The organism is Bacillus sp. FSL R10-2780 (assembly GCF_038006125.1).
Classification (GTDB): Bacteria; Bacillota; Bacilli; order Bacillales; family Bacillaceae_G; genus Bacillus_A; species Bacillus_A cereus_U.
This window is the reverse complement of record NZ_JBBOUQ010000001.1, coordinates 619,298-632,734: the sequence shown is the minus strand read 5'-3', so window position 1 is coordinate 632,734 and position 13,437 is coordinate 619,298. Positions and strand designations below refer to the sequence as shown.

Below are 13,437 nucleotides of genomic sequence, written 5' to 3'. Positions count from 1 at the left end.
ACTTATTATATAATCAACTTTCCAATTTTTACAACAAAAAAGTTTAATTGTATTTAACTTTTTAATTATAAAGGAGCATATGATGGCTACTCTAGGCGAAAAAATTAAAACGTTACGAAAAGAAAAAAAGCTTACTCAAACTGAGCTAGCAGGTTCAGAACTGACAAAAAGTATGCTAAGTCAAATTGAAAATGGAAAAGCTACACCTTCCATGAAAACATTACAATACATCGCTGAAAAACTTGGATGCGAAACGAGTTTTTTACTAGAAGAAGATGATGTAGAAATTGTAGAACTCATTCAACAAATGGAACAACTAATAAAGGCAAATAAATGTGATGAAGTATACGAGACTTTACTACCTATCGTTCAAAAAGAACTACCTTCTACTTTAAATACCGCTCGTTTATATAAACAATTTGTAACAGCTGCGGCGATTATGAAAGATTATAACATTGAATATTACGTTGAAAAGGCTACTTCTATTTTTGAAAAATATACGTTATACCGCGACAGTACGGAAACAAAATTAAAATTATCCTTTACGATATTCACACGTAAAAAGTACGCTGAATGTTTACAACTTATAGCTAGTATCCGAAATGACTACGAAGAGAAACATTTAGAAATGGATCTCATTATACATATCGAGTTATGTTTATATGAAGCCATCATTTTACTAGCATGTGGCGATTATGAAACATGTGAAAAAAACATATTAGAAGCACTCGCATTTTCAAAAAAACATCAAGTGTATTATAAAACAGACGAATTTTACCGTATTTTATCTTACCAAAAAGTCATTACAGCTGATAAAGAAAAATATTTATATTACATAAAAAAATCGGAGCAATTCGCCATTTTTACAGAAGATACTTTATCCATTGCTATTATTGATCTTTTAAAAGCTTACTACTACAACACAATTACTAATGAATATACAATTGCATTAGAACACCTAGAACAATTTCGAGAAAAACTTAAAGATGAACCAATTTTTCAAGACGATGGATTGTATTATCTTGAAAAAGGAAAAGCTTTATACGGCTTAAAACGTTATGAGGAGGCTTTACAAACATTGCAACGTGGTATCATGCCGGATTATATGAACCATCCACTTGATCAAGCGTGGCTTACAACAGCTGGTGCATATCGTGCCCTTTGTTATGTAAAACTTAACGATAAAAAAAGGGCTCTGGAGGAAATAACAGAAGCACATGAAATCATACAGTCCTATCCTGATTCCACCTTCTCTTCATTTATTAAAGAAACATTACAAATAATACAAAAACTTTAAGAATGTCTCGAAATGGTATATTATTCCTCTTTTTTAGCAAAGATAATAATGATGGGAGGAATATAAATGAATATACAACGCGCAAAAGAGCTTTCTGTGTCATCAGAACTTGCTAATGTCAATTTTCAAGGCATGCCTGTTACGATTCAACACGTCGACGAAAGCAACGAAACCGCCCGCATATATGAAGTGAAAAATCCAGGACGCGAATTAACAGTTCCAGTTAATAGCTTAGAGGAAATATAAAAAATGCCACTTCTTTTTTTTGAAGTGGCATTTTTCTTACTTTAGATTACTTAATATAAATCCCTTCTATCCTCTGTTTTACAACACCTAAAAAAATAAGAATCTTCTACTTCTTTTCTTTTTTTAACCTGCTAAAATACAAACTATGAATTAATTATTCGCACTATACATTAAGGGGGAAAAATAATGAAATATGATTTAGAAAAAAACAAGCCCTATTATGCAGTTATATTCACTTCTAACCTATCAAATGATACAATAGATTATAGTAACGTTGCCGAAAAAATGGATGACCTTGCGAAACAGCAACCTGGATTTTTAGGTATCGAAAGCGCACGTGATAATTCTGGACTCGGAATTACAATTTCTTATTGGGAGTCACTTGAAGCAATTGAAAATTGGAAAAAGAACACCTTACATAAAGAAGCGAAAAAAAGAGGCCGTGAGCAATGGTATGAAAACTTCCACCTGCGTATCTGCCTTGTTGAGAAAGAATATAAGTTTCAGAGAGAAATTTTGTAAAGGCGTTTCATATGCCACTAATGTTACTATTGCTCATATTCATAATAATTCCCTTCATTTCAGCATTAGCTCTCATTTTTATGACAATTAAAAAAGGAACTTTTTTAACACGACCCTACTTACAATCGTTCATCGTATGTGCTCTATTTTTTGCGAATTGGATATTATATTTAACAAATTTTTATTCATTACTACCTGAGAAAGTTAGTCGATTTATGTTTCTACCTATTTGGTTTTTCCTTTGCGTTTTAGGCTTTATCGTTTTCGCACGCGAATGGAAGAACAATCGTATTTTTTCCATCTCTATCGGTTTTCTTTCTTTTATCCCGCATTAACGGGCAGTAAGACTCCCACCTCAAAATTCGGCTGAAGCAAAGAAGTTAGGTGAGAGATTAACTGCCCGTAAACGCCCGATTGGTTCAACTAATAATCAGTGGGGGATGAACAACCCCCCCACTGATTAAAGTTTCACTTTATTAGTTTTCTATTTGGATTATTGTTGTTAGTTCTTTCGGGAATATAAAAACAGAAGGAAGAAAAGCCAACACTCAACTTTTCTTCCTTCTATTTTTATCTTTAGATTTCACTGTCACTGATTCACAAGGTGTGTAATAAATTTGAGGTGTCGCCTTATCAACAACCATCATAAACGTAATAAAAACGATAACAAAGAAAATGAATACCGTTAATAAAATAGCGCCTATCGTTAAAAGTATCATAACACCACCCCTATATATTTCATGTTATTACACCTTTCGCTATTATATGAGCTGAATCCTTTTTAGAAAAATAAACGTAACAAAATAATTACAATGACTCCAGTTAATACTGTTCCTAATAAACTACGAGTATATATCGCTACGAAAAATGTTGGAATTGCCGCTATGATATAATCCCACTGCACTGTCTCATGCATAAATAATACTTGCGCTAAAAGTGCTGCTAATATCGCAATCGGTATGTAATTTAACCATTTTAAGCCCCAATCTGGAATTTGCAGTTTGCTAAATACGAGAAGAGGTAATATACGAGGCACAAGTGTAACTGCTCCTGCTGCTAGTAAAAGTAATAATACGTCTAATCTCATTTCCATTTCTCAATCACCACTCCAATCGTCGCAGCTAACAGCGTTGCGATAATAACTGCTATGCTATCTGGCATAAACAAGTGTGAAACGTATGCAATAACAATAGCTACAATCGCAACCGTAAGATGAATTGCTAGTTTCGGTTTACTACTTATAAGCTGGAGAACAAATAATCCAATAAACATTGCTGGTAAGGCATAATCCATCCCGTACGTATGAGGATCTGGTATCCATTCACCAAAGAGTCCACCAATAATTGTAGCGATAATCCAATTTAAATATGCTGTTACGTTTAATCCTAGCATCCACTTTTCACCTAAATAACCTTTTTGTGCTGCTTGCTGCACTGCAACGCCGAAAGTTTCATCTGTAATTTGCGAACCGATTATTAAGTTTTTAAATAGAGGAATTTTCGTGAAGTAGGGCGCAAGCGCAGCGCTCATTAAAAGGTGCCGTAGATTAACAAAAAATACGGTAAAAATGATTGCCGAAGCAGGAGCACCGGCAGCATACATACCTGCTAATATAAATTGAGCAGAACCTGCGTAAATTAAAGTGGACATAAAAGCAATTTCAATGATGGAGAAACCAGCTGTTTTCGCAATTACACCAGCCGCTATACCAATGCTCAAATATCCAAATACAGTTGGTAAACAATCCTTTACACCTTGTTGAAATGTATCATCGCTCTGTAATGTCATATGTGCTTGAGCTTTATTCACCTTTCTCTCCCTCCATTTCTTCCATACTACGTTTTCCTATTACGACATGAACTAAATCTATACTTACATCCATTTGTCGCTCCTGTTCTAAATAATTTAATTTTGATCTAACAATTCAAAGGATCTTTCAAAAGCTTTTCGCATTCGATCCATTAGCTCAGTTGCTGCTACAGGTACATATTTCACTGGTTCAGAAGGAAACAAATGCACTGCGCCTTTATCCATCAACTTGCCGAGCACCTCGTAAATCATGGAACGAGGTACGCCTGTTTGTTTACTTACTTCATAACCAGTTGCTAGGTAATGTTTTAATACACCTATATAAGCTTTACATTCATACTGGGAAAACCCAATTCCTTTATTATTTCATCCATCACAATCTATATAGCTCTAATTCCATTTTCTGATAGTAGTTATTGTTATAACTACTAATATAGAAAAGAAGTTCCTCATAGTCAACTGATGATTCTGAATTTTAAAACACAAATAAAAAAGCCTCCTTTTAAAAGGCTTTTTGTACTTAATGTTCCTATTATTTTAACTGCAAAGAATTTGATATATTATCCTCCAAATACTCACGTAAAGTTGAACCTGTATACTCTTCTCTAAATACACCTGCTCTCACGAATAAAGGAATCACTTCACTAAAGAATAAATCCAATGATTTAGGAGGTCCACCTGGAATTGCAATGAATCCATCTAGTGCTCCTGCTTCAAATCTTTCCATAATTTGTTTAAAAATGTCTTGTGGTGTGCCAATAGCGACCCAATGAGCAGAACCAACAACTTCTGGTCGTTCTAATATTTGCTCAACAGTTGGTTCATTTTTAATGATGAAATTTCGTAATAATTCGGCATGTGTTTTACTACGTACAGTTTGATTCCTACTTGGTAGCATATGTTCAGTAACCTTACTTTCTAATGGAAGCCCTCTAACGTCTAACCCGAGAACCATTTCGAGTAAAGCGTACCTCTTCTCTTTTGTAAGGTGTTGATGAGCTTGCCTGTGCATTTCTAGTGCTTCTTCATATGAATCACCAATAAAGACATATAAACCAGGCAATACACGTATATCATCTTGCTTTCGGCCATGCTTTTCTGCTCTTCTTCTTAAATCTTGACGAAGTTCGATTCCTGACTCTACATCTGGCATCGCGGCGAAAATTGCATCCGCAACAGAAGCAGCGAAATTCCGGCCAGACTCTGAAGCACCAGCTTGAAATAAAGGCATTTCCCCAGAAATATGTTGCGGAACATTAAGTGGACCTTTCACCTCAAAATGCTCACCACGATGCTCAATTGGCTGTACCATCTCTCTAATTACATCTGCGTTGTCTTCTTTCAAAACTTCATAAGGATGACTCCTCCAAAGTTTTCTGACTAACTCTGTACATTCTGCCGCTTTCGCGTATCGTTCCTCAGATGGTGGCATCCCTGCCTCACCAAAGTTTTCAGCACCATCAATTGATGTGACAATGTTCCACCCTACTCGACCGTTACTAATCCAATTTAAAGATTGTAGTTGCCTCGCTAGTATATATGGTGGATAAAATGAGGTTGAAGCGGTCGTAACGACTCCAATTTTTTCTGTCGCATACGCAATAGCAGTAAAAAGTAATGTTGGATCTAAAATTACATTCCCCTTATTACGTGCAATTAAATCTGGATGTGCCACTAAATAATCCGCTTTAAAAACAAAATCTAACTTAGCCTTCTCTGCCAGTTGTGCTAACTCTACTTGTTCACCGATTCCTGAATCAAACTTATTCTCTTCTTCTTTCTTTCTAGAAATCAAACATAACCCAATGCAAAGCTGTTTTTTTGTAGACATATGTACACACCTTCCCCTTAGTTTTTAATTCACCTAGTTAAACAAGTGATACGACCATCGCAGCTTCTATTCTTATTAAAGATAAAATGATATTGATAATCATTATCATTTTATGATGTAACTATAATAAAAGCAACAATAAAATGAAACTTTAATCAGAGGGGGGCCCCCCTCTGATTATTAGCCTTCACCAATCGGGCTTTTACGGGATTAAAAAAAGACTCCCACTAATGGGAAGTCCTTTATCTCAATATTTCATTCGCTTCTTTTTCATAAATTTTATCAAACGAAGTCATGATGCGCTGCGATGCTTGAATCATTTTTTGATTCGTCATTAAATCTGCCATCTCTTTCGTCATATCAACATTTGAATTTTCTAGCATATGATTTTTCACAATCCCTGTTCCATTCGGTAAATCAGCGATGTTACCTTCTGCTAGTGTAAAGCTTTTGTTTTCACGTTGCACGAGACGAGCATTCGTTTCTGCATCTACTGTTTTTGTTTGCAACTGTGCAATTACTATCCTCTTAATATCTGGTTTAAATTCAGTACCCTCATTAATTTCTCTATAAATTTCTCCATTATTAGATACGAAGAAATCAACATTTTCAGGAATACGAATACGTTCATTATTTACATCCATAACATAAGCACCTGCAGATGTTTGTAAATAACGATCACTATTTACTGTAAAGTTTCCATCTCTCGTTAACAACGTTTCATCATTTTTAGATGTAACGAAAAATGATGATGTGCCAGCCGCACCGTCGTCTAAAAAGAAATCTGTAGCACTATTTGTCATTTGTACATTTCCTTGTACTAAGTTCACATGCGTCGCAGCTGGTACGACAGCGTAATCGACCGAACCGATATTTGTCGCCGATCCGTCTCCGCGGCGATATGTGTCTTGCACATCAAATACTTTAGAAGTCATGTTTTCTGCTTTAAATCCTGTCGTTTGGGCATTTGCGACGTTATTAGAGTGTACATTTAAACGTTGCATGTAATTCATCATACCCATAGAACCTATATAAAGACCGTTCATACTTGTTTGAATAAGGCAAGTGCCTTATTCTTCACCTCTTTTCTTACGATGTTCGTAACATTTGTTTTGCTAAATGTTCAGCTGTAGCGATATGTATATGTTGCTTCACGTCTTGTCCATCTGTCATTAATACAATTGGAGCTGATGATACAGCTGGAATTTTCAACAATTCACCACTGCTCGCTGTTTCATCAAATTTCGTAAACACGATACCATCAATATGAATATCTTTAAAGTTCGTAATGATTTCAATCATGTCTTTACTTTTCATAGAAGCTGATAACGTTAAACAAATATAATCTGGCTCTACTTGTCCCATCGTTTCAATCATTTCTTCAACCGTTTCTGACGTGCGATAATTCTTCCCGGCTGTATCTATTAATATATAATCGACGCACGCTTCTTCTTTAAAATAAGTGAGCGCCCTTGTCATTGCTGCTTCATCTCGCACAGCGATTACTTCTGACCCAATTGTTTTTACGTAATCTTGTAATTGCTGCACTGTTCCAATGCGAGAGTGGTCCGTCGTAATAAAACCAACTGTTTTGTTCTTAGCGTGAAACTGCCATGCCATTTTCGCAAGTGTCGTCGTTTTTCCAACGCCAGTTGGACCGATTAATGCAATCGTTTGTACTTCTTTTTCAAATACGTTTTCAGTATTGAAATGAGATCTCATATCTTCCAATATGTATCCGATGACTTCCTCTTCTGTAATCATCGTTGCATTCTCAAACTTCACTTTTAATTTTTCAGCATATGCATGAATGAAATATTGTTCCACATCGCTTTGTTCTAACATCCGAATTACTTTTTGAATAATAAATGGCACAGATTCCTGCTTTTCTTTTTTAACAACTACCTCTTCTTTCTTGACAGGAATAGCTTGTTTCACAGCAGGCTGTTTTTTCGTTACTTTCGTCGCCTCCGCACGTTTCACAACGACAATCCCTTTTTCAAACAGTTGTAATAGTTTCTCTTTTTTTCTTGCCCATTCTTCACTATTTCCTGTTTGCATCGCTGCGTACGGCATAGAAGTCGTTACGTTTTCTAAATTGTGCAGTACCGATTGAATTCCATTTGCCTTCACAATTTCTTTTGAAGGTTCATTTATAACATCCATTAATTGGTCATGAAACTGAGCTATGCCTTCGTTACTTTCTTCCTGTTTATCTTCAGGAAAAGCGACTAACATTTCATAATTCTTCTTCCAAAAAAACGGGATGTTTCGTTTTACACTTTCATCGACAACGTAGTAATAATCTGTACCATATTGGTCAAATAACTTTCGATACAATTCATTTTTCGAAGCTGCTTTTATTCGCATTAACGCTTCTTTTTTTTCTGTACTTTCCATTACTTCACCCCCTACTATTCAATATAAGCAATTTGATCTACAACAATTTCTGGTGCTAGTTCACTAATACATAATACTTTAGCTTCTATTTGATAACGTTCAAGAAGTCTCACAATCGCAAACCTGAAATCTTTTCTGCGCGTTAATAATACTGGCTCTCTTCCCATTAAACGAGCTTGTTTGAAAACGCGCTCTACTTGCTCTACTACTCGCGTTTCTAAATCTAAATCCCAGTTTAATAAATAACCTTGATATGAATTATTAACAACATCCGCATCTAACTCGATTGAATCAGCGAAAAGCGCTGCATAAATTTTCCCGTCAGGATTTTTCGCACTCTCACAAATAACTTTTGAAATACATTCACGTACAAATGCAGTGACACCATCCACATGGTTTTGATAAATTTCTTTCCCGTCAATAATACCTTCAATAATCGTTGGTAAATCACGAATTGAAATTCCTTCTTTCAGCAGTTGTTTAATAACATTTTGAACAAGTGATAAATCGATTTCTTTCTTCTTAATTTCTTCTAATAAAACGCCATTATCAGTTTCAAGCGAGTTAATCAAGTCTTTCACATGTTGACGCTGAATTAACTCATGAAGGTTACGTCTAACGACAACATCTAAATGCGTAATTAATATGCTGAGCGGCTCTAACACTTGATAGCCTTTCATTTGTGCATCTTGTACCATATGCTCCAAAATCCAATATCCATCTTCGCCGAAAATTGGATCTTTCGCTGGTTCTGCATCTAAATCAGCCATTACGTTCGGTGTTTTCAGTGCTAATAAATAACCTGATTTTAAAACACCTTCAGCCGCCTTTGCACCTTTAATACGAATAATGTAACGTCCACGTGGTCTAAAGCTCGTATTATCTTTAAAGTTAATTCCAGGAACGTTAATACCAAGGTCGGTAATAATTGACTTCCTCATAAGAACAACTTTATCTCGAGCTGTTTCCCCGTTAATCTTCTGCTTTACAAGTGCCGCTAAATCTAATCCGAGCTCTACAATAATTGGATATTTATCCGTAAAGACTCCGAATGAATCTTCCACTTGTTGCAGTTGCTCTTCATCGCCTTGAATCATCTCTAATTCTTTTTGAAGCTCGTCTTCTTTTTCTTTCTTTATTCGCTTTTTATTACGAACTCCTAAGAAAACAATCGTGCCTCCAACGAGAGCAAATGGTAGAAATGGTAACGGTGTAAAAACACCCATTGCGATAAATAAACCACCAAGCGCATATACAACAACTTCATGCGCTAATAACTCTTTAAAGATTCCTTCAGTTACTGTATCAGATGAACCGTCAAATACTCGCGTTACGATAATCCCTGTTGAAATCGCAAGCATTAACGAACCGATTTGGTTTACGATTCCGTCACCGACAGTTAACTGTGTATAGTGAATAGCCGCATCTGCAAAGCTCATTCCTTGCTGCATCATACCAACAATTAAACCGAAAATAATGTTTACAAATAAAATGACAATCCCGAAAATAACGTCCCCTTTAATGAACTTTCCAGCACCATCCATCGCTCCGTAAAACTCTGTTTCCATATTTAATTTTTTTCGTTTTGCCTGTGCATCTTTTTCTGTAATAAGACGCTGATTCAAGTCAGCATCGATAGACATTTGTTTCCCTGGTAAAGAATCAAGTGTAAAACGAGCTGCAACTTCAGCAGTACGAGACGCACCGTTTGCAACAATAAACTGGAATATGATTAAAACTATAAAAATAACGATACCAATTAATAAGTTCCCGCCAATTACGAACTGGCCGAACTCTTCAATAACATGACCCGCATTTCCGTCTGTTAAAATCGCTCGCGTCGTCGAAACGTTAATCGATACGCGGAAAATCCCGATTAATAACAACATCGTCGGAAATGACTTTAATTCATCCCACTCGTTAATACTTGTAGCTCGCATATAAATAAGCACTGACATACTTAGTAGAAAAACGATAACGATATCAAGTATAAATGGTGGAAGTGGAATTAAGAGCGCCACAACGAATGACGCTGCTAAAAAGATAGAAAAATAGGTTCTTGCAGAATCCATCTTAAACAAAGAGATCCCCTCCAAACGCGCTATTATACTTCAAGTTCGTTCGTTTGAATTAAATAGCGCATAACTTCAATTACAGCTACGTATAAATCTTCTGGAATCGTCTCGTCTTCCTCAACTTGATAATATAAAGAACGAGCAAGCGGACGGTTTTCCACCATTGGTATTTCTTGTTCACGGGCAAGCGTTCGTATATATAATGCGAGCTCATCTTCCCCTTTTGCAACGACAATAGGCGCTGCATCAACTTGTTTATTGTAACGAAGCACAACCGAAATGTGCGTCGGGTTGTTCACAATAAACGTTGCACCATCCATCTTCTTCGCAATTGTCCCTTGCAAGATAGCATGCATAAAGTTTTTTCGTTTCCCCTTTACTTGCGGGTCCCCTTCATTATCTTTATGCTCTTGTTTCACTTCTTCTTTTTTCATCTTAATATCTTGTTCGTACTCCCATTTTTGATAAATGAAATCAATAATAGAAAGAATGATTAAAATAATTAAAATGGCTAAAAAGATAAATTTAATTTGGCTAATAATTTCAGTAAGTGACGCTGTCCAGTTAAATCCAATCATACTAACAATCTTCTCTAAATTCTTTTTAAAGAGAACGTACGAAACGTAACCGATTAATCCCATATAAAACAGTGATTTCAAAATATCTACTAAACTTTTACGACTAAACAATCTCGTAAAATAGTTTTTCGGATTAATACGTGATGCTTTCGGCTTAAGTACTTTAGAAGAAAATAAGAAACCAACTTGAATCATATAATTGAACAAATGAAAAGCATATACAAGTATTAATATAGGAGCCGATACTTTCAGAAGTAATATGCCCATTAAATAAAAATACTCGGTCGAATCTGTATTTTTTCCAATTTGATCAAACAGTACCGCTACGGAATTCGCGATCTCATAACCGAGCCAATCTCCGAAAAAGTAAACGACAACTGCTAATACAAGAATGGAAAATAAATTATTTAAATCTTTACTCCGGGCGATATTCCCTTCTTCACGCGATTTTTTACGCTTCTGCGGGGTGGCCTTTTCTGTTTTATTATCCTTTGCCATGCGCGTCCCCCTACTTCGTTAAGAAAAAGTTAAATAGTTTCGTATACTCTTCCAGTAATACGTCTGTCATATTTTTAAACACATAACCGAGCATCGGTACACTCATCGCAATAAACAAAATACCACACGTTATTTTAATTACGTACGCATTCATAAAAACGTTTAATTGCGGTGCATTTTTTGCGATTAAAATAAGGACGAAATTAATAATGAATAGACTGCCCATAAGTGGCAAAGCAATTTCAACCGCTGATGTAATTGCAAATAATAACGTTGCAAGTAGACTATCTAAAAAACTAGTCGTCAACAATTTTGAAATCGCCTCTGTATATTGAAACGACTTTAAAATCGTGGCAACGAAATAGTTAATGCCGCCAAGTGAAATAAAAATAATAAGAAAAAATATATCAAAAATTGTTGATAGTAAAGTAGATTGTGATCCTGCATTTACATCAAATAAACTTGCCTGTGATAAACCGATATCAAAGTCTAAAATATGTCCTGCCATTTTCGGAATATTCCACAGCATCTCTACAATTTTTGAAAGTGATAATCCAATTACAATTTGCGTTCCTGCATAAGCTGCTACATCCCAAACTGTCTTTATGTGAGAGACATCCACTTGATCGGCCACTGCAATCGAAAGAGCAAGTCCAAATGTAACCTTCGCCATTGCTGGAATTGATCGCCCTGAAAAAAACGGTAAAAAATATAAAAATGAAGTAATGCGGCAAAACGCAAAAAACGTCGCCGCCCATAATTCCATATTCATTTCAGTTCACCTATCTTAGTACGAACGCAATAGCGATGGGATTTTATCAAATAAATCTAAAATAAGCATTGTTAACTCTTGAAACATCCACGGACCTAAAATGATAATAACGAGCACAATACTCGCCATTTTCGGTAAAAACGTCAGCGTTTGCTCTTGAATTTGCATCATCGCCATAATAACCGCGATAATAATAACGACAATCATACTTACAACGGCAATCGGCATTAAAATCATAACCCCTTTATAAAAAAAGGTTTGGAAAATATCTATAATTGGTGACGTATTCATTTATATGACTCCTATCACATAGCATCAAAAGCTTCAGGCGACCGTCTTAAACATAATATCGACGATTTTTGTATATCCACCTAAATATACGAAAACGAGTATTTTAAATGGTAAACTTAAAATCATCGGCGGTACCATCATCATCCCAAGGTACATTAAAAGTGTACTAATAATTAAATCAATAAAGACAAACGCTAAATAAATGAACATCCCTGTAAGTAAACCTTTTTGAATTTGCGTTAACGTAAAGGATGGCACAAGCGTAAACAGTGAAAGATCCTTTAAATCTTTCGGCAACTCTTCTCCGCGCACTTTCAGCATCATTTTCAAATCATGCTTATACGTATGCTTCGACATATAATCTTTCATAATCGGAGCTGTCGTCTCCGCAGCTTGACTTACTGTTATTTTTTCTTTCGTCATCGGGTCCCACACATCACTCTTTAATTGACCAAGCACTGGCTGCATTGTAAACAGCGATAAAAATAATGCGAGTCCAACAAGCACTTGGTTCGGTGGTAAATTCATAACTCCAAGCCCTTGACGAGTAATCCCAAGAACAATCATAAAATAAGTAAAATGCGTAAATAAAAGAACGATAGAAGAAGATAATGATAGAAGGGTAACGAGCGCGAATAGTTGTACACTTGAATTACTCGTAAACTCTTTTCCATTTTCGAAATTAATAAAGCCGTTCGGGGCTGCATACGCTGGATTTACAAAAACAAATGAAAAAATAATAGAAAATGCGAAAATAACGGCAAATAACGATAACTGTTTCTTTATTCTCATGATGGATCCTCTACTTTTTTCGTTTCACTCTTCACCGCGTCTTCTAGCGCTTGTTGAAACTGATTTCCTGTCCCTGTTAACTGCACAGATTGTACACCGTTATTACTAATAACAGTGAACACTTGCTTTCCGTCCACTTCAAACAAAAAGGCGCTCGTTTGATGATTTAAATACACGCCGTCTTTCACTTGAATGTGTCCGTTTTCACCTTGCTTAAAAAACTGCTGTTTGCGCGTCTTTTTCGTCATATAATATGCACCATAGCCGAGCGCACCAAACAGTAAAACGACTTGAAATAAGGTCGTCATATACGACATATGACTCCT

General features: G+C 35.8%; 16 protein-coding genes and 1 pseudogene. 4 read left to right on the top strand and 13 right to left on the bottom strand.

Features of this window, described 5'->3' with window-relative positions; translation table 11 throughout:
- Positions 1-82: 82 nt before the first annotated feature.
- From NSQ47_RS03375 to NSQ47_RS03360, 4 genes are all read left to right on the top strand, one after another.
- On the top strand, positions 83-1,297 hold the full coding sequence (locus NSQ47_RS03375; protein WP_341036103.1) for a helix-turn-helix transcriptional regulator: 1,215 nt from the start codon (positions 83-85) through the stop codon (positions 1,295-1,297).
- Positions 1,298-1,363: 66 nt separating this feature from the next.
- Positions 1,364-1,543 carry an H-type small acid-soluble spore protein gene (locus NSQ47_RS03370; protein WP_002158456.1) on the top strand — a complete coding sequence of 60 codons (180 nt, stop codon included), beginning with the start codon at positions 1,364-1,366 and terminating at the stop codon, positions 1,541-1,543.
- Positions 1,544-1,729: 186 nt separating this feature from the next.
- Positions 1,730-2,065 carry an antibiotic biosynthesis monooxygenase family protein gene (locus NSQ47_RS03365; protein WP_341036101.1) on the top strand — a complete coding sequence of 112 codons (336 nt, stop codon included), beginning with the start codon at positions 1,730-1,732 and terminating at the stop codon, positions 2,063-2,065.
- Between the two features lie 11 nt (positions 2,066-2,076).
- Positions 2,077-2,400, top strand: a complete 324-nt coding sequence (locus NSQ47_RS03360) for a hypothetical protein (protein ID WP_341036099.1) — start codon at positions 2,077-2,079, stop codon at positions 2,398-2,400.
- 213 nt (positions 2,401-2,613) lie between these two features.
- On the opposite strand, the gene NSQ47_RS03355 is transcribed toward NSQ47_RS03360, so the two are convergent.
- From NSQ47_RS03355 to NSQ47_RS03295, 13 genes and pseudogenes are all read right to left on the bottom strand, one after another.
- Positions 2,614-2,784 (bottom strand): DUF3951 domain-containing protein, encoded by a 171-nt coding sequence (locus NSQ47_RS03355; protein ID WP_341036098.1) that lies wholly within the window; start codon positions 2,782-2,784, stop codon positions 2,614-2,616.
- Positions 2,785-2,846: 62 nt separating this feature from the next.
- Positions 2,847-3,158 (bottom strand): AzlD domain-containing protein, encoded by a 312-nt coding sequence (locus NSQ47_RS03350; protein ID WP_070141625.1) that lies wholly within the window; start codon positions 3,156-3,158, stop codon positions 2,847-2,849.
- Positions 3,149-3,853 (bottom strand): AzlC family ABC transporter permease, encoded by a 705-nt coding sequence (locus NSQ47_RS03345; protein ID WP_206771738.1) that lies wholly within the window; start codon positions 3,851-3,853, stop codon positions 3,149-3,151. The genes NSQ47_RS03350 and NSQ47_RS03345 overlap by 10 nt, the downstream gene beginning before the upstream one ends.
- 34 nt (positions 3,854-3,887) lie before the next feature.
- Positions 3,888-4,228, bottom strand: a pseudogene (locus tag NSQ47_RS03340) (TrmB family transcriptional regulator); the annotation flags it as partial.
- Between the two features lie 178 nt (positions 4,229-4,406).
- Complete coding sequence (locus NSQ47_RS03335) at positions 4,407-5,705, bottom strand: NtaA/DmoA family FMN-dependent monooxygenase (RefSeq protein WP_341036097.1); 1,299 nt, start codon at positions 5,703-5,705, stop codon at positions 4,407-4,409.
- Positions 5,706-5,947: 242 nt separating this feature from the next.
- A complete protein-coding gene (locus NSQ47_RS03330) occupies positions 5,948-6,751 on the bottom strand; it encodes a flagellar basal-body rod protein FlgG (protein ID WP_341036096.1) in 804 nt (267 codons plus the stop codon).
- A 43-nt stretch (positions 6,752-6,794) separates the two neighbouring features.
- A complete protein-coding gene (gene flhF / locus NSQ47_RS03325) occupies positions 6,795-8,105 on the bottom strand; it encodes a flagellar biosynthesis protein FlhF (protein ID WP_341036095.1) in 1,311 nt (436 codons plus the stop codon).
- A gap of 14 nt (positions 8,106-8,119) precedes the next feature.
- Entirely contained in the window at positions 8,120-10,186 is a 2,067-nt protein-coding gene (gene flhA / locus NSQ47_RS03320; RefSeq protein WP_341036093.1) for a flagellar biosynthesis protein FlhA, read from the bottom strand.
- Positions 10,187-10,209: 23 nt separating this feature from the next.
- Positions 10,210-11,256, bottom strand: coding sequence for a flagellar type III secretion system protein FlhB (gene flhB / locus NSQ47_RS03315; protein WP_078180560.1), 1,047 nt, complete (start codon positions 11,254-11,256; stop codon positions 10,210-10,212).
- Positions 11,257-11,266: 10 nt separating this feature from the next.
- Entirely contained in the window at positions 11,267-12,028 is a 762-nt protein-coding gene (locus NSQ47_RS03310; protein ID WP_204207904.1) for a flagellar biosynthetic protein FliR, read from the bottom strand.
- 15 nt (positions 12,029-12,043) lie between these two features.
- The gene (locus NSQ47_RS03305) at positions 12,044-12,319 is read right to left on the bottom strand and encodes a flagellar biosynthetic protein FliQ (protein WP_002011993.1); all 276 of its coding nucleotides are present in this window, start codon (positions 12,317-12,319) and stop codon (positions 12,044-12,046) included.
- 33 nt (positions 12,320-12,352) lie between these two features.
- Positions 12,353-13,111 carry a flagellar type III secretion system pore protein FliP gene (locus NSQ47_RS03300; RefSeq protein ID WP_002126633.1) on the bottom strand — a complete coding sequence of 253 codons (759 nt, stop codon included), beginning with the start codon at positions 13,109-13,111 and terminating at the stop codon, positions 12,353-12,355.
- A complete protein-coding gene (locus tag NSQ47_RS03295) occupies positions 13,108-13,428 on the bottom strand; it encodes a hypothetical protein (RefSeq protein WP_000121176.1) in 321 nt (106 codons plus the stop codon). The genes NSQ47_RS03300 and NSQ47_RS03295 overlap by 4 nt, the downstream gene beginning before the upstream one ends.
- Between the last annotated feature and the right edge of the window lie 9 nt (positions 13,429-13,437).